The sequence below is a fragment of the Paraburkholderia mimosarum LMG 23256 = NBRC 106338 genome, from assembly GCF_000739815.1.
Classification (GTDB): Bacteria; Pseudomonadota; Gammaproteobacteria; order Burkholderiales; family Burkholderiaceae; genus Paraburkholderia; species Paraburkholderia mimosarum.
In genome coordinates this window covers 1-23,687 of the sequence record NZ_BBJJ01000083.1, presented here as the reverse complement: position 1 = coordinate 23,687, position 23,687 = coordinate 1, and the positions used below count along the sequence as shown (strand labels likewise).

The 23,687-nt window shown below is 58.9% G+C and carries 16 protein-coding genes and 3 pseudogenes; 7 read left to right on the top strand and 12 right to left on the bottom strand.

Features of this window, described 5'->3' with window-relative positions:
* Positions 1 to 1,078, top strand: a 1,078-nt coding sequence (locus BMI01S_RS31750; protein WP_042291879.1) for a porin, incomplete at its 5' end; no start/stop codon positions are given.
* Positions 1,079 to 1,311: 233 nt separating this feature from the next.
* Here BMI01S_RS31750 and BMI01S_RS31745 read toward each other — a convergent pair.
* The 4 genes from BMI01S_RS31745 to BMI01S_RS31730 form a co-directional block, all read right to left on the bottom strand.
* Positions 1,312 to 2,421 (bottom strand): cupin domain-containing protein, encoded by a 1,110-nt coding sequence (locus BMI01S_RS31745; protein ID WP_028232403.1) that lies wholly within the window; start codon positions 2,419 to 2,421, stop codon positions 1,312 to 1,314.
* A 139-nt stretch (positions 2,422 to 2,560) separates the two neighbouring features.
* Positions 2,561 to 3,706 (bottom strand): aminotransferase class V-fold PLP-dependent enzyme, encoded by a 1,146-nt coding sequence (locus tag BMI01S_RS31740; RefSeq protein ID WP_028232404.1) that lies wholly within the window; start codon positions 3,704 to 3,706, stop codon positions 2,561 to 2,563.
* Positions 3,707 to 3,725: 19 nt separating this feature from the next.
* Complete coding sequence (locus tag BMI01S_RS31735) at positions 3,726 to 5,012, bottom strand: MFS transporter (protein WP_042291876.1); 1,287 nt, start codon at positions 5,010 to 5,012, stop codon at positions 3,726 to 3,728.
* Between the two features lie 35 nt (positions 5,013 to 5,047).
* Positions 5,048 to 6,460, bottom strand: a complete 1,413-nt coding sequence (locus BMI01S_RS31730) for a M20 family metallopeptidase (protein ID WP_028215255.1) — start codon at positions 6,458 to 6,460, stop codon at positions 5,048 to 5,050.
* A 114-nt stretch (positions 6,461 to 6,574) separates the two neighbouring features.
* Between BMI01S_RS31730 and BMI01S_RS31725 the strand changes: the two genes are divergently transcribed.
* The 3 genes from BMI01S_RS31725 to BMI01S_RS31715 all read left to right on the top strand — a co-directional run bounded on the left by BMI01S_RS31725 (position 6,575) and on the right by BMI01S_RS31715 (position 10,460).
* A complete protein-coding gene (locus BMI01S_RS31725; protein WP_028215256.1) occupies positions 6,575 to 7,504 on the top strand; it encodes a LysR family transcriptional regulator in 930 nt (309 codons plus the stop codon).
* 146 nt (positions 7,505 to 7,650) lie between these two features.
* A complete protein-coding gene (locus BMI01S_RS31720; RefSeq protein ID WP_028232405.1) occupies positions 7,651 to 8,805 on the top strand; it encodes a porin in 1,155 nt (384 codons plus the stop codon).
* A gap of 95 nt (positions 8,806 to 8,900) precedes the next feature.
* Complete coding sequence (locus BMI01S_RS31715) at positions 8,901 to 10,460, top strand: methyl-accepting chemotaxis protein (protein ID WP_028232406.1); 1,560 nt, start codon at positions 8,901 to 8,903, stop codon at positions 10,458 to 10,460.
* Positions 10,461 to 11,288: 828 nt separating this feature from the next.
* On the opposite strand, the pseudogene BMI01S_RS43350 reads toward BMI01S_RS31715, so the two are convergent.
* From BMI01S_RS43350 to BMI01S_RS31705, 3 genes and pseudogenes are all read right to left on the bottom strand, one after another.
* A pseudogene (locus BMI01S_RS43350) lies at positions 11,289 to 11,504 on the bottom strand (MFS transporter); the annotation flags it as partial.
* A 56-nt stretch (positions 11,505 to 11,560) separates the two neighbouring features.
* A complete protein-coding gene (locus tag BMI01S_RS31710; protein ID WP_028232407.1) occupies positions 11,561 to 12,883 on the bottom strand; it encodes a tetratricopeptide repeat protein in 1,323 nt (440 codons plus the stop codon).
* 816 nt (positions 12,884 to 13,699) lie between these two features.
* Positions 13,700 to 14,863: a M20 aminoacylase family protein gene (locus BMI01S_RS31705; RefSeq protein WP_028232408.1), complete on the bottom strand. Its 1,164-nt coding sequence runs from the start codon at positions 14,861 to 14,863 to the stop codon at positions 13,700 to 13,702.
* A gap of 311 nt (positions 14,864 to 15,174) precedes the next feature.
* On the opposite strand from BMI01S_RS31705, the gene BMI01S_RS31700 reads away from it, so the two are divergent.
* Complete coding sequence (locus BMI01S_RS31700) at positions 15,175 to 15,651, top strand: Lrp/AsnC family transcriptional regulator (protein ID WP_028215437.1); 477 nt, start codon at positions 15,175 to 15,177, stop codon at positions 15,649 to 15,651.
* A gap of 94 nt (positions 15,652 to 15,745) precedes the next feature.
* On the opposite strand, the gene BMI01S_RS31695 is transcribed toward BMI01S_RS31700, so the two are convergent.
* The 4 genes from BMI01S_RS31695 to BMI01S_RS31680 form a co-directional block, all read right to left on the bottom strand.
* Complete coding sequence (locus BMI01S_RS31695; RefSeq protein ID WP_036022109.1) at positions 15,746 to 16,882, bottom strand: branched-chain amino acid ABC transporter substrate-binding protein; 1,137 nt, start codon at positions 16,880 to 16,882, stop codon at positions 15,746 to 15,748.
* Between the two features lie 229 nt (positions 16,883 to 17,111).
* Complete coding sequence (locus tag BMI01S_RS31690) at positions 17,112 to 18,737, bottom strand: APC family permease (RefSeq protein WP_028232409.1); 1,626 nt, start codon at positions 18,735 to 18,737, stop codon at positions 17,112 to 17,114.
* A 120-nt stretch (positions 18,738 to 18,857) separates the two neighbouring features.
* Positions 18,858 to 20,087 carry a diaminopropionate ammonia-lyase gene (locus BMI01S_RS31685; protein WP_028232410.1) on the bottom strand — a complete coding sequence of 410 codons (1,230 nt, stop codon included), beginning with the start codon at positions 20,085 to 20,087 and terminating at the stop codon, positions 18,858 to 18,860.
* A gap of 53 nt (positions 20,088 to 20,140) precedes the next feature.
* Positions 20,141 to 21,403: a Zn-dependent hydrolase gene (locus tag BMI01S_RS31680; protein WP_028215620.1), complete on the bottom strand. Its 1,263-nt coding sequence runs from the start codon at positions 21,401 to 21,403 to the stop codon at positions 20,141 to 20,143.
* Positions 21,404 to 22,015: 612 nt separating this feature from the next.
* Between BMI01S_RS31680 and BMI01S_RS31675 the strand changes: the two are divergent.
* Positions 22,016 to 22,446, top strand: a pseudogene (locus BMI01S_RS31675) (IS6 family transposase); the annotation flags it as partial.
* A gap of 53 nt (positions 22,447 to 22,499) precedes the next feature.
* Here the strand turns inward: BMI01S_RS31675 and BMI01S_RS39635 are convergent.
* Positions 22,500 to 23,185, bottom strand: a pseudogene (locus BMI01S_RS39635) (IS6 family transposase).
* 266 nt (positions 23,186 to 23,451) lie between these two features.
* Between BMI01S_RS39635 and BMI01S_RS42640 the strand changes: the two are divergent.
* Positions 23,452 to 23,687 (top strand): hypothetical protein (locus BMI01S_RS42640; protein ID WP_218002761.1); only part of this gene is annotated, 236 nt, incomplete at its 3' end.

The window sequence follows — 23,687 nt, the reverse complement described above, 5'->3', positions numbered from 1 at the left end:
TGCGACGCTTTACGGGCTGATTGACGAGGGTTTTAATTACACCAGCAATGTCGCGGGCTCGAAGGTGTATGAACTCCAAAGCGGCTACGCCCAACGTAGCCGTTGGGGCCTCAAAGGGAAGGAAGACCTGGGCAGTGGCTTGTTCGCCATTTTCAGGCTGGAGAATGGCTTCAATGTTAACAATGGTCGTCTTGGGCAAGGCGGTTTGATGTTTGGTCGCCAGGCATATGTCGGAATCACTTCGAATGAGTTCGGTGCCGTGACATTAGGTAGACAGTATGATTCGGTTGTCGACTATCTGGCGCAAGCCACTGCCAACGGTAACTGGGCAGGCTACCTATTTTCTCATCCGTATGATAACGACAACACGGACAACAGTTTCCGCGTAAACAACACCGTAAAGTACGCTAGCCCGAATATCGCTGGGTTCCAGTTTGGCGGAACATACAGCTTCAGTAACGACACAAATTTCTCCAACAATCGTCAGTACAGTTTTGGTGCGCAGTACTCCACTGGAGGACTGCTGCTTGCTGCGGCATATCTGCAGGCTAACAATCCGTCAGCTACCGCAGGTGGGGCGATCAATAACGGAGGCGACGAGAATTTCGTTGGAAGCGAGTTGCGCATTTTTGGCGCAGGTGCGAGCTACACCTTCGGCTCGGCAAATGTTGGCGTCGCGTATACGAATACGTACGTAGCTAATCCGACTGCGTCGGGATACGTCGGCGACATTACCCCGGCCGCTGGTACCCTGTCCAGCCTGCGCTTTCAGAACTTCGAAATTAACGGCAAATATCAGTTCACCCCGTCGTTCTTTGCTGGGGCAATGTACACATACACACGAACGGACTTCAATGGCACGGCCGGCAAGCTTCATCCGATTTACCAGATGGTTGGTTTGATGGCCGACTACAACCTGTCCACACGCACCGATCTCTATATTCAGGGCGTTCATCAACATGTCAGTGGCGACAGGACTGGAACTGTGTTGGATTTAGCGTACGTGCCGGGTGCCGCTGACGTGTCGTCGACCCAGAACCAGGTGGTGGCTCGTGTCGCACTGCGCCACAAATTCTGAGGGTCTTTTAGTACGTCACGTCAATTGCTTCTCAGAATGAGCGAAGCACAGGGACCTTTGAAACTGGCCGAAAACGGGACATCTCGATCGTTTCAAGCTGACAGCACGGGCAAGAGGAGAAGCATCCGCCTGTGAGGGCGGACGCCCAACATCGGTGATGCAACGCGATTTGCGCGAATTGTGGGTTCAAGCAACCTCATCCCAACGGTTTTTTGATAGACCAGAGCGACCGTTCACGAGAGTGAGAATTCGGCTGGCAAGGTCACTTCAAGCAGTTCCAGATCGGCGCTGCAATGCTTGAACGCATAAGGAAGCATGCCCGGGATCGCGATACTGTCGTCCGCTCGAAGATGCCATTGGGCATCGCCTTGCACAACACAGAGAGTTCCCGCGAGCACGAAGAAAAAACAGAACTCGGTATCGTGCATGCGCGAAACGTCCCTCCCCTCGCCTTGCGGGCGCACCACGCGCACGCCCGCGAGCCCGTTCGTTGCCGCACCGATACCTGTGTCCGTCACGACGAAACCCGGCGATTTCCACGGACTCCACGTGGCGTTATTCGCGATGTGCCGAACGAAGCGCTGACCGTTGAAAGCATGGGTGGGGTCATAGACAGGCGAAGGAAGCGCCATATCGTGGTCGGCCATCGTGATATGATCGGCCGGGCTACCGATCTCGATCACCTCTGCCCCCATTGAACTTTCGAGCACGCGGTGCCGGATTTCGGGCGGCTGAAGCACGCAGTCGCCCGCTTCCAGAATGAACGGATCGCCTTGCCCCTCATAGACGACACGCACCCATCCCTTGCGGCAGAAGATGGTCTGAAAGCGGATCTTGTGGAAGTGCACGTAATCGGGAACGGGGCCGCCATCGAGGATGCGGATATGCGAAGCGATAAACGCGCCGCCGTGCCGGTTTGGCAGCAGGTCGCGGTAACGCAGGCCCGCGCGACCGACGGTCCACGGCGTGCCATTCCTCCGAGACAGCACGAGTTCCTGTCTGTTGACGGGCTCCTTCATCCGAGGCTCGGCCGGAACGAGCCTGATCTCTACGCCGTTCGGGGCGGTCAGTGTTCGTGTATCGTCGCCGAGTTGAAACTCGTCATCGCATAGCACATCGAGCTTCGTCACGCCGTCCGCCAGGCCTACACCCAGTCGCAATGTGATATTGCGGCCAGACAGTATCGCCGTGCGCGGATTGTCTGCAGGGAATATGGCATCGATGCGGAAGCTGAGTCGTTCGATAAAGAATTGCGTTGTCGCGGCCAGATCGGTGCATGACATGGGAACGAGAAAGCCCCGGATGCCGGTCAGCGACGCGGGAAGAAACGGTGTATTGGTCATGACAATTGTCCTGAGTTAATGAACAGGGATTCACACGTTCAGCGATGCAGCGACGCCATCGCTGGCGGCCCCGTCAGGACACACGACACGCCTTGTGTGCGCGGTGCATTTGACCTCAGTACATGCGGCGCTTTGGATTTCATCGTGGCAACCAGGCAGCAAGGCGTTCGATTCCGCCCACCGTTGCGCATGCACCAGGCGAAAGCCTCAACGTGCGGCCGCGCGCGTCGATCAGGATCTGCTGCGAAGCGAGCTTCGCCACCACTGCCTGAGGATCCAGATGCGCGGGCGTCTGCACCATGACGCTGGCACCGCGAGATGCATCGTCGCGTGGTGAAAGCAGCGCGTAGCCGCGACTGCCGGTGATTTCGATAAGTAGATGGCTCAACAACAGGTTATGCGCGCGCAGCTCGCCGTGCGGCTGCGCAAGCAGCCAGTCGAAGCCCGGCTTGGACGCGACGAATGGCAGCAGCGACGGCGTGCCCGTGTCGAAGCGGCGCGCGTCGGGCGCATACGAAAACGTGTCGAGGTTCCAGTTGAACGGATCTGCCTGGCTGAACCAGCCGCGCACGCAGGGTGTGACGGCGGATGTCAGCAGATGCGGGGCGACATAGCCAAGGCCCGTTCCCGGCGCACCGCACAGCCATTTGAGCGTCGAGCCGCAAACGAAGTCAAACGGTATCTCACGCAGATCGAACGGCAGGATGCCCGCGCCCTGCGTGATGTCGACAGCGACGAGGCTGCCCGTGGTTCGTGCGTGCGCGGCCAGCGCGGCCAGATCGACGCGCTTTGACGTCAGCGACGATACCCACGTGATCAGCGCGAGCCCGACATGCACGTCCCACGCCGCGACGAAATCCTCGTCGCGAACGTAGGCCTCCCCGGCGCGAACCGGCACCGTTCTCAACGTGAAGCCGCGCCGTGCCGCAACACCGTTCAAGAGGAAATGCAGACTCGGAAAGCAGTCCGCGGCGATCAGCACCGTGCGTCCACGCAAGGCCGCATCGTCGAGACCGTCGATAAAGCGCGCGAAGACGTCGGTGACGTTTTGCGCGCCAAACACGTGTGCAGTCTCCGCACCGATCAGCTTCGCCCAGTTCGCCAGCAGCGCCTCGCGCGCCTGGAGCCCAACGCTCCAGCGTCGATCGTCAGATGCATACCAGTCGGCCGTAAAACGCGCGAGCGCGTCCGTCACCGCCTGCTGCTGGCCCGGGAATACACCGACCGAGTGATACATCATCCAGCCACTGAAAGCGCCGTCCTGCCCTTTGGAAAATGAAGTCATGTCCGCGCTTCACCTCGAACTAGATGTGTTTGACGGCGAGTCGGTGATAGATGCCGATGCATGCCAGGCTCAGCACGGCGCACCCCATCAGATAAAAGCTCGGCGACACGGGATCGTGCGTCCAGCCGATCATGGCCGTCACGAGCCATGGCGTAAAGCCGCCAAATACCATGACGCCGACGTTGTAGCTCAGGCCCAGGCCCGTACTCCGTAACGAGGCGGGAAATAGCGACGACAGCACCGCTGCGAGCGGTCCGAAGTAGATCGCCTTCAATACGCCTGCCAGCAGCATGATCGACATCAACACGGAAAACGTCGGTGCCGCCAGCAACCATCGAAAGCAGGGATAAATCGTTACCAGCGTAAGGAGCGCGGCGAGCGTCATCATCCGGCTGCGTCCGTATTTGTCCGCGAGATGCCCCATGTACGGCGTGAGCACCATCAGGACCGTGCCCGTCAGCACCGTCGCCGCGAAGCCCGTCGACGCTGGCAGATGCAACTGCTTCACCGCATACGTCGGCATATAGAGAATCATCAAATAGCTCGCCGCCGTGGACACGGCCATGATGCCCGTCGCCAGCAGGACGCGCCCCTTGTGACTCGCGAGCAGGTCTCGAATGGGCGCCGCGTTGTTCGTTGCTGAAGGCTGCAGCGTGTCATCAATGTGACGGCGAATGTAGAGACCGACGGGCGCCACCAGCAGGCCGAAAACAAATGGCACGCGCCATCCCCACGCCTCGATCTGATCCGTCGAAAGCTGGCTACTGAGTGCCAGGCCCGCGAACGATGCGAGCACCGTGGCCATGCCCTGGCTTGAAAACTGCCAGCTGCCGAGAAAGGACTTTCGCTCTGACTCCTGCTCGATCATCAATGCGGTGCCGCTGCCAAACTCGCCGCCTGTAGAAAACGAAATCAGCACGCGCGCCAGCATCAGTCCGATGGGGGCGGCCAGACCGATGCTGGCGTAGGTTGGAATCAACGCGCAGATCAGCGTGCCGACCGTGGTGAGCCCAAGCGATGCAAGCAATCCCGCCTTGCGCCCGCGGCGGTCCGCGTAACGCCCGAGAATCAGTGCGCCGAGCGGACGAAAAATATACGAAAGTCCGAACGTACCGAAAGTCAGCAGCAACGACACCGTTTGGTCATGCGCGGGAAAAAAGAGCTTCGAGAGCGTGACCGCAAAGAAGCCGTACGCGGCGAAGTCGAACCATTCCAGCGCGTTGCCGATACTGCTGGCGACGATTAGGCGCTTCAGTGGCCGGTTGTCCCGGCGCACAGCCGGTCCTTCACTAGCGATAGATTGCATGATCGAGGGTCTCCTGATAGATGCTGATTGAGCCATTAGCGCTTCATTGGAGCTCGGACTATTTCGCGAACCGTGAGCCCCGACTCGCCCATATCCCAAAACAGGCCTGTCATGATTTGCAGCGCCTCGTGCGCGACACTGCCCAGCAAGTGTTCGTCGGGCGCGTGCTGGCGGCAGTTCGGATACGAGTGCGGTATCCAGATGGTGGCGAGGCCGAGGGTTGTGGCGAAGCACTCGTTGGGAATCGTGCCGCCGAGATTCGGCAGGATCGTCACCGGTTTGCCTGACGTCGCCGCAATCGATCCTTCCGCCCACTTCGACCACGGGTGATCCGGATCGAGCCGCGTCGCGCCTCCCGACGCCTCGATCGTCACGTCGACGTTGCCAAAACCCTCGCGGCGCAGATGCGAAATCAGCAGCTCGCGCGCATTCAGCCAATCCGTGCCGACCACGAAGCGCAACTGGCACACCGCTTCCGCGTTGCCTGGTATCGCGCTGATCGGGCGGCCAACGTCGCCGGCCCGCATCGCGAGCACTTCCAGGGTGTTCCATGCATAGACGCGTTCTGCATCGCTGAGCCCGGGTTCGCCCCACCCTTGCGACAACGGCGGATCGCCCTCGTCCGTACCCACTTCCAGGTCAGCGATGAGCTCGCGCACGTGCGGCGGGATCGGCGGCGGCAGCAAGCCGTTGACGCGTATCCGGCCCTTGCCGTCGACCAGGCTGGCAAGCGCATTCGCCAGCACCGTCGCGGGATTGCCAAGCACGCCCCCCCAGTTGCCCGAATGCCGCGCGCCAAAAGCATTCGCTACGCGCAGCCGGAAATGCAATGCGCCGCGCGACCCAAGGAACATCGTGGGTGCAGTGGCGCGTTGTCGAGGTCCGTCTGAGGCAATGAGCACATCGGCAGACAGTCGGTCGGCATACCGGGCGCAGACCGCGTCAAGTCCGGGCGATCCGAGCTCTTCGCCCATTTCCATGATCACTTTTACGTTGAAGCCTAGCGAGCCGCGTGTGGCGAGCACCGAGGCGAGCGCAGCCAGATTGATCGAATGCTGCCCCTTGTTGTCCGCCGTGCCGCGGCCGTACCACCGGTCGCCGTCCGCGCGCAGTTCCCACGGAGAACGCGCATCGGTCCAGTTGGCCGCATCGCCGTTGACAACGTCGCCGTGACCGTAGATCAGCACGGTCGGCAACTCGCTCGCTTCCTGGCGCTCTCCGACCAGCATCGGGGGCATGCCTGCTTCAGGGTTTTCGATGATATCGGACGTGAATCCCATCGCGCGCAGTTCGGGTGCGATCTCATCGGACAAATACCCCCGCAACGCCGCCTGACCATCCGGATTCTGGCTCTCCGTGCGAAGGCCGACGCGACGGCGCAATACGGCTTGAAACGCACCACTTTCGAAGTGACGCGAGACGTGCGAGATGGCTTCTGAACGGGTCATGTCGGGAGATCAGGGAATCGAAGGGTCCAGAGTACCCGGGTAAACAATCTTTTGTATTCGCAATCAATCAACGTATATTTGCGGAAATTGCAACCCTCTGTGCGAGGTCCGAAAATGCGCCATCTGCTGGATTCGTCGCTGTATTACTTCTCCGTCGTAGCGCAGAGTGGATCGCTGACGGCCGCCACCGAAAAGCTTGGGGCAACGGTATCCGCGTTGAGCCGCCATATCGCGAAGCTGGAAGGCGACGTCGGCGCGCCGCTTTTCGAACGACACGCGCGTGGCATGGTGCTGTCTGATGCGGGCCGAATGCTGTTGCGCTATGCGCAAAACAGCCTAACGGACGCCGAGGCCGTCATGAGTGCAATTCAGGGCGACCACAAGCGGCGGCAGCGCAAGATCAGGATTGCATGTACCGAAGGCTTTGCCCTCGATTTCCTGCCGAATTCGCTCGCAGCGTTCTACAAGCTGCATCCAGAGGCCGTGGTCGTGATCGAGGTCACTTCGTCGGATAACGCAAGCCGCATGCTGGTCGATGGGGATGTGTCGATCGCGCTTTCGTTCAGCCTGAAGCCTGAACCAGACGTGATTGCTCGCCTTACGCTTCACGCGCCGGTCCTGGCGCTGATGTCAAAAGACCATCCGCTGGCGCAACAGAAGTCGCTTGCCTTGCCGGACCTTAACTTCTACCCCGTCTTGTTGCAGGACACTGGGACTACGGTTCGCCAGTTGTTTGACATTGCCTGCAATGTTGAAGGATTCGAGGTCGTGACGCCCATCACGAGCCGCTACGTCGCATCACTGTACCGGTTCACCCAGGTTATTCCGAACGCCATCATGCTGACTGGCTTTGTCTCGGTCGCGAACCGCATGGATTCCGACGGGCTGGTCGCAATCCCGTTCGCCAATGCATTGCTCCAACAGCGTCGTCTGCAGGTCAAAACGTCATCGACGCGCCCATTGACCGGGCTCGCCGCACTGTGTCTCGATCATCTGATCGCAGACCTGCAGCGGACGAACGATCGGCATCCCCCCTCGGCATAGCAAAGCTTTGCGGTAGGCGCAAAGCGAGTTTGTTTGATTTCGAATACGCCAGGAGAACAGAGGCGGTAGAGTGCGCCAACGCTGACATCGCGGGTCACACACGCGAAGCGTCTATTCAGTCTGTTCGAATTCACCTGGAGATCACTGTGAGAAAGAGTCTGCTTGCCGGCGCGGCAATGATGGCTGTGTTTGGTCACGCCTATGCACAAAACAGCGTTTCGCTGTATGGCATCGTCGATGCGGGCTTCGCCTTCAATAGTAATTCTGGCGGTCAAAAGCTCTACACGCTGGCGAGCGGCAATATGCAGGGAAGCCGATGGGGACTGCGTGGCGTCGAAGACCTCGGCAATGAACTCAGGACTTTGTTCACCATTGAGAACGGATTTAGCGTCACCAACGGAAAACTGCTGCAAGGCGGGGACCTGTTCGGCCGGCAGGCCTACGTCGGACTGGCATCGGATCGCTTCGGCTCGATCACACTGGGCCGCCAGTACGATGCTGTAGTGGATTACACTGCGCGCTTTGAATCGGCTGCACAGTGGGCAACGGGCTATGGTGCGCACCCCGGGGACCTTGACAACCTCCAGAACACCAATCGTGTAAACAACACAATCAAGTTCAGAAGCGTCGACTACGCGGGCCTGAAATTCGGCGGACTTTACAGTTTGGGCGGCGTTGCCGGCCACCTTGGCACCAACCAGATCTGGTCCCTCGGCGCTGGTTACGACAACGGTCCGCTTTCCCTCGGCGCAGCGTACCTGAATGTGCGAGACCCTAACTTCTCGTCCTTCGGCAACAATTCGTTGTCCAGCACGACAGCGTCGAACATGACTGCCAGTACCGTCTATTCGGGCTATGCGTCAGCGCGCACACAGCAAATCATTGCAGCAGGTGCAGCGTATCAGATAGGACAGGCCACGCTTGGCGCCATGTACACCAATACCCAGTTCCGGGGTCTTGGCGCACTGAGCGCCCTGAATTCGCTGCACTATCATGGCAACGCCGCGTTCCACAATGCTGAGGTCAACTTCAAGTATCTCGTGACCCCCGCGCTGAATGTGGGTATCTCCTACGACTATACTAAGGGCTACGGCGTCAATCACGCGACCTATCACCAGGTCGATGCAGGTGTCGACTATTTCCTGTCGAAGCGTACTGACGTCTACATTTCCGCGATTTACCAGCATGCGACGGGAACGGATTCCACTGGCAAATCGGCAGTCGCAAACATCACGGGTTTCTCAGCCTCCTCAACGGGCAATCAGTTCGTGGCGGTAACGGGAATCCGGCACAAGTTCTAGGATGTCTTCCGCAGAAGCGGGAGGAATCGACCAAGGATCGCAGCATCGGTCGTGGACTCCAGCGTCTTCGCTTCATCGCTCAGACAGATCCCGTTATGCGAAACCTTCTGGCAAACGTCCGAATTGGCGTTCGACTTGGCGCTGGCTTCGCGCTCGTGCTAATCCTTCTTTGTGTGATAGGCTCCGTCGCCCTGTTCCAGACAGCCCGGGTGTACAACGGGGCAGTCCAGTTCGCCGATAGCTGGCTCCCGAAAGTCGCTGTGCTTGGGGACATCCGTACATGGGCAAACAACGTTCGCAAGTCAACGCTACGAAGCGTGCTCGAAACGGATCCCGTGAAAAAAGTAACCCAGCACACAATGAGGGACTTTGCGCTTCATACACTTGACGCAAAAATCGAAGCATATGGGCAACTCATCTCGTCTGCGAAAGAAGATCAGCTTAACGAGCAAATCCGCAAGGCGTGGAAATCCTATCTGGAGTTGGATAACAAGCTGCTTACGCTTTCCGAACAGGGTGAGAGTAGCTTTGCCTCGGCACGCTCGCTCGCGGCGGGGCCTTCTGCCGATGCGTTCACAGCGGTTGCGAGATTGATTGAAGCGGAAGTGCAACTCACAAGCAACGAAAGCCAGAGTGCTCGAGCGACCGCAGCCGAGGACTACCGGCTGGCCGTAGAAATCACAATTGCGTTGATTGGATTAGCGCTTGTCGCGGGGTCTCTCAACGCATTCTTGATCACGCGGACCATTGTCCTTCCCCTGCGTAAATCCGTCTCCGTTGCTGAGACCGTCGCCTGCGGAGACCTCACATCGCGTATTGAAAAGTACGGCCGAGATGAGGTCGGACGTTTGCTGCAATCATTGTGGAAGATGAACAGCCAGTTAGCGGAATTCATCACTGGCATCCATGCGACCACCGATTCAGTAACTGTAACATCGCGAGAGATCGCCAGCAGCAATGCTGACCTGTCCGCACGTACCGAGGCTCAAGCGGCGTCACTTGAAGAAACGGCTGCAAGCATGGCGCAGCTGACGGAGACGGTCAAGCAGAATGCTGACAACGCATCGCAAGCCAGTCATCTCGCAATGAAGGCAGCGGTCATGGCGGAAGAGAGCAACGATGCTGTGCAGGATATGGTCCGTGCTATTTGGAAAATGAACAGCAGCTCGATGCAGATTTCGGAGATCACGGCTGTTATAGAAGGGATTGCCTTCCAGACCAACATTCTCGCACTGAATGCTGCAGTGGAAGCGGCGCGCGCAGGCGAACAAGGTCGGGGCTTCGCCGTCGTTGCCAGTGAGGTTCGCGCCCTCGCGCAACGTTCGGCTGCTGCCGCGAAGGAAATAAAGCAGCTAATCGATTCATCGGTCAAAACGATTGATCACGCGGCGAATCAGGCAAGTGCGGTAGGTGTGACGATGGATGATGTCAGGCAGGCGATCAAGTTGGCGTCTGGCATCGTCGGTGAAATCGCTATCGCATCGGAGCAGCAAAGCCGAGGCATCGAACAGGTCAATCAGGCAGTCCTGCAGATGGACGCAGTTACCCAACAAAATGCAGCGCTCGTGGAGCAGTCCGCTGCGGCGGCATTTTCACTCGATGAGCAGGCGACCAGGCTGCAGGACGCTGTCTCAGTGTTCAAGATTGCGAGATAACTCCGCTGCTGATTTTTCTGCGTCACGTGCGCAACAGACGTGCGGTACGCAGGCATTAACAGCGATGCAAACAGCGCCGAACTCGGGCGAGGCCTCGGTGCGGTACTGTTCGGCCAGGAAGCCCTGAATTCTCGCGAGGGTCATGCCGTCGGCGTTCAGTCGTCAGTCGACGACTTTCGGTTCTCCGATGGGGTGCAGTTCGCATGCGGCGAACTGGCGCAGACTCCCCCGGCGCATAGGCCGCACGAAAACAGATCTTCGCCGCAATGCGCGGACTGGAATACCACGTATCCTTTAGATGTGGTTTGGAGAGGAGTGTGAAATGGGCAGGAACGAAACCTCTTTACGCGCCGTCATCACGAAATGGCTAGGGCCCAGCGCATGCTCGCGGGTAGCCCTCACGCGCCTGCGTTGCGCTGATACCAGATCACTGCGTTGTGTCCGTGCAGAGCGTCTCGGCTCGCCGCATACGGTATCAATCTGCTTTTTCCGGCAGTACGACGGTTCGTGGTCCGTGTTTCCTCCCACGCTGCAGCGGCCGACAATGCGAGTCGTCGCGGCGACGGATTGAATTACTGTGGCCAATTTATGACAATGAAGGGTAAGGCAATGGTCCTGGATCGAATGGCGAGCTAGTCGGGCATGGTCGTTGTGCTTGACGGCCGGATTGGCTGCGAGGAATACAAGAGCGTCTACGGGTCGCTGAATGCGCTCCGGCGAATTGCGTTAGGCAACAGCCTACGCAGCACTCTCCACCTAACCTTGATGCGCGATCGGGCCTTGGCTGAGCTGACCGCCGTCCTGTCGGCTCCTTCATCTCAACCGGCAGTCTGCTGCGCCGCTCAACGAGATGAAGAGCGAGCCGAGAATAAATCCGCCTTGCACAGCATTCGTCAGCCAACCGATATCCGCCGCACTGGCGTGCCAGATTCGCATCAGGTCAGCCGCGGCGCTGTTGGCGCTGAACCACAGCGCGGTTCCGAAGAGTTGTGCGATGGAGATTGCCGCAACGGGACCTATGCCGTCGACGAGGAGTCTTCGCAGCCCGGTTGTTGCTTCAGATGCCGATTGCTCACAAGCGGCACCGGTTGACTCGCCACCTACGGGGCGCGGAGTTGATTGAGCCAAAGCGTATCTCGCGGGGACGGCCGGCGATGCAATCGCTTGTCGAGGAGCGCTCGTGCTTTGGCGGCCTCGCCGCTACGCATCAGCGAGACAAGCAGCGTGTCTTCCACGATCTCGCGCTGGGCACCGCTTCCGCCGATACGTACAACGTCTCCCGCAACGGATTCGAGGATTGCCGCGCAACGCCCGTAGTCTTCCTCTGCGAATGCAAGCGCTGCGCGGCAAATCTCCGGAACGACAGACCCAGCGGGAAGGTTTCCAGCCTCGACGAGCTCAATCAGCGCATTGACGCGCTGATCAAGCGCCACCTTGTCTCCTGTCGCGGCGGCAACTAGGGCCATGTGGAAATCCGCAAACGGGAATCCCGCCTGCTTGAAATACCGCGAGGCGTATCTCGCCGCGGCATCCCACATGCCCGCCGGAACCGTGTGGCCGTATGCCTGCATGCGCCAAAGGAACGACGATGTGTCGCTGACGACATTAACAGGAACACCTAACGATACCGACGGTGCAACGTGTTCGTTATAGACCGCGAGCGCACGGCCGGTATCTCCGCGTTCCAGCGCGATGAGCGCGGCATGCCACGCAATATGGCTGTGCAAAATGCCGCTCTTGTCGTATTCAGGCAGCCATTGAGTAATCACGACTTCCGCTTCGTCGTTCGCGCCCGCCTCATACAACACGTGCGCGACTGCATGCGCGGCGTTCACATTGTTCCGGCGCAACTCGAGCGAGCGCTGCGTCAGGGAGCGCCCCAACTGAACGTTGCCGTTCTCGCCGTGCGCCCAACCCCGATAGTTGAGAAACCACCAATCATCAGCATCAAAGTGTCGCGCGTGACGCTCGCAGAGATCAACGCGCGCCTGGTTGTGATTGGCCATCCCAGCAAACGCCAAGAGGCCGAATGCACCCAGCGGCAACGAAAGGATGAGAATGTCGCGCGGCCACCGGTCCGTATGCGCCAACGCACCCGCTAGTGCCTTCGGTGCCTGTCCGTTGATTGCTAAGGAGAGGACATGGACGTGGCTGCGCTCACGTTCTGTCCCGTTGCGAGCAACAAGATCCATCGCCATCGCAATCTTTGCGCGTGCCTCGGTCACTTCGGCACGAATGGCGTGCAACCGCGCCCGTGCCGCATGGGCGAGTGCGAAATCCGGATCGGCGGCAATCGCATCATCGAACGTCTGCGAGGCGCCGGGCCACAACGATAGAAGAAGGTCGATGCCAGCCTGATAGCGCTCGGCCGCAAGATCGGACGTCGTCGAGAGCGGCAGGCTGTAGCGGTCGAGGCGAGACATAGAAAAGGTGACTCCATTGGCAATTGCGAGCTTGCGAACGTAGGCCGCATGATGTGGCCACCGGTTCGGTGCTCCGGTACAGGGAAACACAATTAGACCAATTTTTCCTGTGTCCGTGTCTCGATGAATCGCCAAAAGGTATAGAATATCTGTCAGCCGGATTCCGATATACCTTGGCAAACAATCGAAGCCCCTGCTGGTGTCATGCCCCCGGCGCCGCTGAAAGTGCGCGCCCAGTCGATCCCTGCACGCCATTTTTTCCCCGAGCATTCGCACCAATGGCATCAAATCGTCTATGCGATATCCGGGGCACTAACAGTGATATCCGAAGCGGGTTCGCTCGTCATTTCGCCGGAACAAGCTGTGGTTGCCGACCGGCCTGCGCCATCGAGTCGGTTCGCTGCTCGGCGCCGAATTTCGCAGCCTGTGGATTGCGGATGACACCGGGGGAACCCCTGTCAGGAAGCGGTCCCCGCGTCTTCGGGGTTTCGCCGCTGCTGAAAGCCCTCATCGTAGAGGCGACAGAGATAGAGCGGCAAGCAGACGACGATGGATACGCCGGCCGCATCACTCATCTTATTCTTGACCAGCGTCGACGCGCTCGTCCGCTCCCTGCAGCGCTGCCGTGGCCGGGCCACGGGTCTCAGATAGATGAGTATGAGTCGTGGCGCCGCCGACACCAGCCGGCGACATGCTATTACCTGTGGCTGACGTCTTTGTCGAAGATGAGGGACCCGAGAAAGCCGTCGATTTCTTCACGCGCGCATCAAACAGGTTCCTCCTATCGAGTACCAGTTTCGTGGGACCTGCGGACACTTAGCTGCCAGCAAGTGCCAGGCGTGCAACCTCGGCAAAATACTGTGCACCGACCGACAGGATATCGTCGTTGAAATCGTACGTGGCATTGTGAAGAGGCACACCTCCCCTGGCGAGCGAAACCCCATTGCCTATAAATATGAAATTGCCCGGAACAGCCTGCAGGAACGCGCCGAAGTCTTCCGAAATCATCATGGGCTGAACATTCGCATCTACACTCTTCGCCCCCACAATATTCGTTGCTGCTGCAACCGCTACGCCGACATACCCGGGCGTGTTTACAGTCGGAGCAAATTCGTGGGTGTACTCGAACTTGCATTCTACGCCGTGCATTCTGCAAATTCCCTCGCTCACCTCGCGCATACGCGTCTCGAGCAACTGCTGCACGTCGGGCGAATAGCTCCGTGTATCCCCTTTGATGGTCACGTTGGACGGGATTACGTTGCGCAGGCCATCGGTGATGACTTCTGTGCAGGAGATTACCGCGGGCAGGCTCGGATCAAGGTTACGTGAAATGATCGTCTGCAGGCCCAGTACGATCTGTGACGCGATCACAATCGGATCGACGCCCATATGCGGGCGCGCGGCATGCGTGCCTCGTGCCTTGATATGAATGACGAAATTATCTTCGCTGGCCATAATGCCACCCGGTCGGGTCGAAAAGGAACCCGCGGGCATACCGGGCATGTTATGCGCGCCGAAGATCGCATCGACCGGGAAGCGCTCGAACAGACCATCCTTCATCATTGCCTTTGCGCCGCGGCCGTGCTCTTCTGCCGGCTGAAAGACGAATCGCACGGTACCGTTGAAATCGCGTCGCTCCGACAACAGGCGTGCGGCGCCGAGCACCATCGCCATGTGACCATCGTGCCCACATGCATGCATTTTCCCTGGCGAACACGACGCGTATTCACGATCCGGGGCACTTTCGACAATGTTCAACGCGTCCATGTCGGCACGCAAACCGACCGCTCGCGGGCCATCGCCGACCTTGAGATTAGCCACAACACCTGGACCGCCTATCCCACGATGGACCTCCAGCCCGAAGCTCTCAAGAACGTTCGCGACGTAATCCGAGGTCGCCACCTCTTCAAATCCAGTCTCGGGATTCCTGTGAAGGTGATGCCGCCAGTGTTTCAGTTTCGATTGCAGCGTGCTTTCCATGCTAACGATTTCCTTCAAGCGTAAGAATTGACCCCAGAGGGCGTCACGACCAGAAACGACTTCATGCGTCACATTAGATTTAACGACGGAACCGGGATGCCGTAAGCACGCCTTTTCCCGGCCATCACTACCAGGTCAAGGTGTTTGATAGCGGCGTCTGCTGATGAATTCGTCAGACAGACATACTGGGAGCGCACCTGTTGACGGTGGGTTATCAAGAAAAATAATATTTCAAAGAGCCGCGAATTTTGCGCCATAATTGACGTCATATCTGCAAGAAAATTTCAGCCTCGAACTTCCTACGCCCGGCCATGGTCACGACACTCGACAATTACGACCTCAAGCTCCTGAAGGAGATCCAGCGCAATGCCCACACGCCGCAAACCGAACTGGCGTCACGGGTCAGTCTGTCCCCTGCGGCTGTCAATCGTCGATTGCGCCGCCTGGCTGACGAAAGTGTGATCGATCGATACGTGGCAGTCCTCACGCCTGAGAAGATCGGCTACCCGCTTACGATCGTCAGCATGATCGAGGTTGAGAGTGAGCAGATCGACCTGCTCGATGGCATGAAACGTACCTTCGCTGAGTGCGCGCAGATACAGCAGTGCTATTACGTTGCCGGGGAATGGGATTTTGTTGTGATCTTCTCTGTCCGCCACATGGAGGAGTATAACGAGTTGACGAGAAGTCTCTTCTTCGCGAACAACAACGTCAAAAGGTTCAAGACTCTCGTCAGCATGAGCCGGGTCAAAGTCGGGCTTGAGATACCCATCGTTCTGACCGTATAAGAGTGCAGGAGAGACAAAAGGCTGCGAGATGCGGCCTCACCGAATCTCGCAGCTGAACGACTGCGCCCGGGCGAACCTTACCAATGTGCGGCGACTATCGTACGACGCTCAGGTCGAGCCATTGCCCATCTCCGTAACGCCGAACGGTGATCGCACCATTGCGAATATCTCCACTTCCGTCGAACTGGATGGACCCGGTGACCCCGTCCATCTGAATCTCCCGGAGCTTTGGCAGGAACACCTTCGGGTCGACCGAATTGGCCAATTGCATTGCATTGGCCAGTGCCATCGTGGCATCGTACGAATAAGGCGCATACAGTTGCACCGGCGTCCCAAAACGCTGTTGATAGCGCTTGAAGAACGCTTCGCCCTGGGGCATGCGTGCGCGCGGAACACCCGCCAACGTGCAATACGTGTCCGCGCCTGTCGATGCCCCCGAGAGCGCGATGAATTGCGGCGTGCAAGCCTCGTCGCCCATGATGAGTGTCGCTTTCAATCCGAGCCTGCGAGCCTGTTGTGCAAACGCGGCAGCCTGCGTATCCCCTCCCGAAAACATGATACCCGACGGAGCGTGGCTCTTGAGCGTCGTGAGGATCGCCTTCCAGTCGGTCGTCTTGTCTGTACCGTATTCACGGTCGACGACCGAACCACCGGCAGCCTTGACCGCCTTCTCGACTTCGTCGGCGAGCCCCTGCCCGTAAGCTGTCCGGTCGTCGACGATCGCGACTCTTGACGCCTTCAGATCCTTCACCAGGTAAGTGCCGATTACGGTGCCCTGACGGACATCGTTCGCGACCATTCGAAACACGTTCTGGTAGCCCTGTTGCGTGAGCTTCGGATTGGTCGCGGACTCCGAGATCATTGGAATGCCCGCGTCGGAATATGTCTTCGAAGCAGGAATCGAGGTGCCCGAATTCGCATGGCCAACCACGCCAGCAACGTGATCATCCACCAGCTTTTGCGCCACGACCATCGCCGTCTTCGGGTCTGCGGCGTCGTCCTGCGAATCGAGTACAAACTTGACGAGTCGGCCGCCGATATGCACGTGTTTCGCATTGAGGTCTTCGATCGCGAGGCGTACGCCGTTCTCGTCGTCCTTGCCGATGTGAGCGAGCTCGCCGGTCAATGGAGACGCCTGCCCGATCTTTACGGTGACATCGGCTCGCGCCAGCGTCGTCTGGAAGGCAAACGCAACGCACAGCATTGCGGGGACTGATTTCAGGATGGTCATGTCGGCACTCGCCTGGTAGATGCCACGACTGGTAACGAGCGGACATTGGTTCTCCGCTCCGGCCCGCCGAATGTTCGCCGGGATGTGTCAATGCTAAGAGGAGGTCGCGATTGTCAATATTGGCTGCGGGCAGGAAATCAAAATTCGCAAGCGTTCTCCGCCTCCACAACGAAAAAATCTCTCACGCGGCCGAAGGCACAACCATGGCTGATGTACCGAAATCATCCGTTCAGCCAACCACCTCCACGTTTGGCGCGGTGCGAGCATCCACCGGATATCCGTCTACCAAAGCCGCTCGTTCCTGAAGGTACACGGTACGCAGCCCGCTCCTGACGCCCCATCGATAGAACACCAGCGCGACCACGATGACGGCGACCAGGTCCCAACCATCTGGAATCGCCCCATTGCCACCGAACTCACGCCCGCCAAACAGGGACAGCAGCGCCATCGCAGGCAGATAACCAACCATCCACCATGCCGACCGCAACTCGGACAGAAATCCTTCCCATCCCGCCTTCGACTGGTAATAGAGATAGACAGGCAACGCTGCAACGACCAGCAGGATGATTTGCCCTGTCAGCGGCCAGCGCGCCCAGTAGAGCACCAGCGACGCGCAGACAAACGCAAATGGTGCAATGATCGACATGCCCGGGATGCGAAGCGGCCTGGGAAGATCGGCAGCGTGCTCGCGTAGCGCCATGACGCTGACCGGTCCTGTCAGAAAAGAAATAACCGTCGCTACTGAGATCACCGCAGCAAGCGTGCCCCAACCACGGAAAAAGAACATGAAGACGAACGACACGCCGAGGTTGAACCACATCGCCGCGCGCGGCACACCATATACAGGATGAATCGTGCCGAATACGCCCGGCATCGTTCCGTTGCGCTCCATTGCGTAGATCATGCGCGCGGTCGTTGCCGTGTAGATCGAACCGGTCCCCGATGGGCTAACGAACGCGTCAACGTAAAGCAGCATCGCGAGCCAGTTCAAATTGACGGCGATGGCCAGTTCCGCAAATGGGGATGAAAAATTCAGGCCGTGCCATCCGGCTGCAATGCTCGATGGACTCACTACGCCGATGAATGCCAGTTGTAGCAGCACATAGATCACGAGCGCGAGAAGAATCGAGCCGATGAGTGCAAAAGGAATGCTTCGCGACGGATTCCTCGCCTCGCCCGCGAGGCTGACCGGGCTCTGAAAGCCATTGAAACTGAATACAATCCCGCTGGTCGCCACGGCCGTCAGCACCGAAGACCAGCCATACGGCGCGAATTGCGCCCCTGCGCCGAGCGCGAAATTCTCGTGATGGAATCCGCTCCAGATTAGTCCGCCAATTGTGGCGCCGGGTACCAGAAACTTGAATACCGTAATCGCCGCGTTAGTCTTCACGAACAGCTTCACGCCCCAGTAGTTCAGCATGAAATACACAATAACGAGCAGCGCGCTGGCGAACAGTCCATGCGTCGTCAGATCTTCGCCGACCATCAACGCACGTGCCCATGGGTACGGCCATGACGCCATGCATTGGACTGACGCGATCGCCTCGATGGGGATGACCGAAACGATCGAAATCCAGTTCGCCCACGCGGCGATGAAACCTACCAGTGCGCCGTGTGAGTAGCGCGCATAGCGAACCATGCCGCCGGATTCTGGGAACGTCGTGCCGAGCTCCGCATATGCCAGTGCGATTGCCATCACGACGACGGCGCCGATGATCCACGCGACAATAGCTACGGGACCGGCAATTTTCGACGCGTGCCATGCTCCGAACAGCCAGCCTGAGCCGATGATCGAGCCCAGTGCCGTGAAGAGCAAAGAAACAGGACCGATACTTCGGTTGATGGGTTGCTTCATGCTTGTCTCCTGGAAGGCGACTCCGGGCGATCAATCTCGCCACTGCGGCGCTTCTTTTTTGGGGGAGGAGTTAAGCGTCGTCATCGTGCTCGCGGCACCATGACGACGCGAGAGCGTCGCTTACGCGACCGCCCTGGAGTGCCAGGCCAATTGACGTTCGAGTACGGATTCGGCTGTTTCGCCGACAAGCTCGCGGTAAGTCGCCGGTGCAGTTGCGCCTTCGGTGCTAATCAGCAGAACGCGTGATGTGTTGTCCAGGCCGACTTTCCTGGCCACGTCCGGGTTCTGCATTAATACGGTAAGACCTGCCAGGCCGGCTACCCCCGATTCGCCTGCGACAATCGGCGGGTCCCCTTCGATTCCAGACGCCAGCACACGCATTGCGCGCACCGCATCGTCGTCGCTGATCGTCATAAAATCATCGATGCACGGGCGCAGAAATTTCCACGCAAGGGGCGACGTTTCACCACACGCAAGGCCTGCCATCACGGAATCGACTGATCCCGTTGCGCGGGCGGCATGGCCAGCCAATGAACTCTGGTACAGGCAATCGGCCTGCGTCGGCTCGACGATGACAAAGCGCGGACGATGCGTGCCATGAAGTTCCCACAGATAGCTCGCCAACCCTGCCGCGAGGCCGCCCACACCGCCTTGGAGAAAAACGTGTGTAAACGCCGGCTGATCGGGGTGGCTAGGGGTCTGCTCGACAAGCTCCGATACGATAGTGCCGTAGCCTTGCATGACGTCACGCGGAATGGCTTCGTACCCGTCATACGACGTATCCGACACGACGTGCCATCCGTTCGCAGCAGCGAGGCGTGCAGCCTCCTCGACCGACTCGTCATAATTGCCGGCGATCCGGACGATCTCGGCACCGTAGGCTGCGATAGCCTGTTCACGTTCGGCGCTGACATTCGCATGCAACACGATCACGCAATGGCAGCCGAGCGTCTGGGCCGCCGCGGCCAGTCCCTTGCCATGGTTGCCGTCAGTTGCACTGATCACCGTGAAGTGCGTCAACAGCTCGCGGTAACGTCCTTCGAACAGCGCCCGGGGATCCAGCTGGTGATCGGGCCACAACCGCAAAATCAGTCGCACCAGTGCGATCGGCGCGCCAAGTGCCTTGAAGCTGCCCAGCACGGATCGCGCCGATTCGTCTTTGACGCTGATGCTTCCGACGCCCAGCCTGGCCGCGAGTCCCGGCAGCTCGTACACCGGTGTGGCGTTGGGTGCGATCTTGTCCCAGCATGACAACCACGCTCGACTTTCTTCTGCCTTGTCAATACTCAGGATTGCCTGCAGCTCAGCGGGGTAAGGGATGCGCGCTGCACGCGGATTGTTTGCCAGCATGTTTGTGATACTCCAGCGAAATTGAGGGTTATTGGTACAGGGGAAGACCGTGCTCAGTTCGCGGAAAGCCGCCTGAGTACGACATCCAGCAGGAGGTTTGCACCATTGACGAGCTGGTCGTCGTCCGTGTGTTCACGAGGGTTGTGACTGATCCCGCCGCGGCTCGGCACGAATATCATTGCGGCCGGCGCGATGCGCGCAATCATCTGGGCGTCGTGCCCGGCGCCCGACGTCATCCGGCGATGCGTGAATCCCATGCGCTCGGCCGACGCCTCGATGGTGTCTGCGAGCTCGGCGTCGAACACGACCGGCTCAAAACGCACAAGACGCTCTGATGTGATCCTGACGCCTTCCTTTTCCGCGACCTCGATGAGGAAGTCAGCAAGACGTCGTTCTGCGTCCTGCAGGCGTTGCTCGTCCGGATCGCGCAGATCCACCGTGAACACCGCCTTGCGAGGAATCACGTTGATCACATTCGGCTCTATGCTCAACATGCCGATTGTCGCCAGCGTTGTGCCAGTCGTGACCGCGAGTTCGCGCAGAAACGTCGCCACCGCAGCTGCGACCCAGCCGGCATCGTGACGCAGATGCGTCGGTGTCGTCCCCGCGTGATTCGCGTTGCCTTGCACGGTAATCTGCTGCCAGGATATCCCCTGGAGACTCTCGACCACGCCGATACGAATGTTTTCCGCCTCGAGAATTGGTCCCTGCTCGATGTGCAACTCCAGATATTCGTGCGGCATGATCGCGCCGGGTTCCAGATCACCTGCGTAGCCGATGCGCGCGAGCTCGTCGCCAAGACGTGTGCCGTCGATACCGATCGTATTCAGGGCCGTGTCCAGAGACAGGCCGCCCGCATAAACGAGCGAACCCATCATGTCCGGCTGGTAACGGATACCCTCTTCATTTGTAAACGCACCGATCGTGATCGATCGCTGCGGCTTGACGCCCGCCTGCCGGAAAGCGCGTACTACGGCGAGGCCCGCGAGCACGCCATAGCAGCCATCGAGCGCTCCAGCATTCTTTACCGTATCGATGTGCGAACCCATCATCAGCGGACGTTGACTACCGTCGTCCGACTCGGCGCGCAGCGTACCAAAAATGTTGCCGATGCGATCGATGCGGACATCGAGGTCCAGTTCGCGCATCCATTTGACGAGAAGGTCGCGCCCGGCGCGCTCGTCGTCGGTCAGCGCGATGCGTGTCCGGCCGCCCACGTCCGGATCAGCACCGAGTTCACCGAGCTTGCGCAATTGCGCGACAAGAAGCGCCCCATCCAGTTGCAGCGATGGGAAGGACGGCGCAGCGATGTTCATCAGTTGTCTCCGTGAGCAGGCGTATCCGGCAGGGGTTGGCGGACCTCATTGAGACAAAATAATATTTCAACGCGTGCTATATTTTCACGCGAAAGTACGGCGGATTTTGGAATATTTTCTCATTCTCGAGACATTTTCTAAATGCCGCGAGTCGCGCTTCGCGTTCCCCATGGCCGGACATGACGCAGAGCCAGCGGTCAGGCCGTGTGGCCGCAGAGGCACGAAACATCGTGCGTCTGTGGAACGCCCCGGAACCCCGGAGTTACGGCGGCACCCTCCGAGACTTCGGCCTAGGGCTGACTGCCGAACTCACTTGCAAGCCCAGCCACTCCGCCCCGACCTTGCTCGCGCTGATACTGCGAAATCCGGGGCCGCACCAGGTTCGGATTGATACCGTGATCCATCGCCGCGCGCGCTAACGACACACCCGTGGTTGAGGTATGCCTGAATCAGCTTGCGCTTTGCACTCTCGTCGTATTTGGGGTCGCCTGTCGCGCAGACGGCCTGGCAAGCCTTCTTATTGTTCGCTCATATACTCCTGCCGGCTCTGGTGCAAATAGGGCCGGCGAATGGGTTAGAGTTGTCGGCACAAAACGAACCGACGAGCCGCGGATGAGCAAGCTAAAGAGTCCGGAGAAGTTGTTCTGCGGACGCCATTTTGATCGGGAGATCATCATTCTGTGCGTTCGCTGGTACCTGCGCTACAAGCTCGGCTTTCGCGATCTGGTCGAGATGATGGCCGAACGGGGATTGTCGCTGACTCCCACGACGATTCTGCGCTGGGTGAGGCGTTATACACCCGAGTTCGTCAAACGCTGGAACCGCTTTGCTACACCTGCGGGTCGCTCGTGGCGTGTCGACGAGACCTACCTGAAGATTCGCGGCAGGTGGGTCTACCTGTACCGGGCAGTGGATCGCGCTGGCCAGACGGTGGACTTCATGCTCAGAACCCGACGCGACGTGGCTGCGGCCAAAGCCTTTTTTTCAGCAAGGCCATCAAGCGTCAGGGCCAGCCGCCGCAGACCATCACGCTCGACAGCTTTGTCAAGTTGGCGAACGTAGACTGCACGCGTACCAGCAACGGTAGTTATCCTTATTAAATAGCCTTACCGATTGAGGCAGTTCCAATCCAACCGTACCATGTGGCGAAGCGTTCCTGGAGTGCGGCACGGTTACTTGCCGCTTTCTTCGATGTCTGGGTAAAGCAAAGTGCTGCCAGATCGGGCCGAACCGTGAGAGAAACGCCTGAGCGCGACGCGCATCGCGAAAGCCGAGCATCAGGCGTTCGCGTCTGCGGGTCGGCTGGTGGCTATTCTCGGCGCGGTTATTCACGCGTGCAGCCGCCTTGACGAAAACGTGCTTCACGTGAGCGAGCTCTGGAATCTCGGACTTCGCTGCCGGATAGCTGCGTAGCTGGTCAGTGACGATCCTGCGCGGCACCGGGTTTGATCGCAGCACCCGCCGGAAAAAGCGCTTGGCTGCGGCCTTGTCGCGTCGTTTTTGCACCAGAACGTCGAGTTCAGTGCAACACTCATCGACCGCGCGCCACAGCAGATACGGCTCCCCGCGCAGCGTCACGAACATCCCATCCAGATGCCATGTGTCGCCCCGCTTGCGCCGCGCCGTCTTTGCACGCTGGGCGAATTCAGCGCCAAACTTGTCGCACCAGCAACGGATTGTTTCGTACCTGACGACGACACCACGCTCGAGCAACAACTCCTCGATATCGCGCAGGCTCAGGCTGAACCGAAAATACCAGCGAACCGCGCAGCTGATGACGATGGCAGGGAAGCGGTGACCGTGATAAAGCGACTTTCATCATCGCTTCATTCTACCCCCGCTCCTGCGTCACCATGACAGAGCCATCCAGAGGCAAAGGAAACAGAAAGGACGCCATTCTAAAGCGTGACCGACCAATAATTAGTATCGCTATCTTGCCAGCATGGATTCACGCATGTTTGCCCTCCCCTTTTAGCGCTGATGTGCGCTCGGCCTTTTGCCTCACATATTCGCTGCAACATCGCATTATTGTGTGAAAAGCAGGCTGCATGCAAGGGCTTTCCGTGCAGATGATCTGCTTCCTAACGCTTCCGCGCAATCCATCCTCCTTTGCGAAGAGTTTCATCTTTGCATCAATCGACGGGAAACCGGCGCCACGCAAGGCTCACTTCGTCGGAGTCGGTCGTCGAACCGGGGAAGTCTCAACATTTGTGCAATTTCGCACCAACTTTTCTTCGTTTGACAGACACCGTCTACGGACGTTTAACAGCCATGGTCAAAGCTA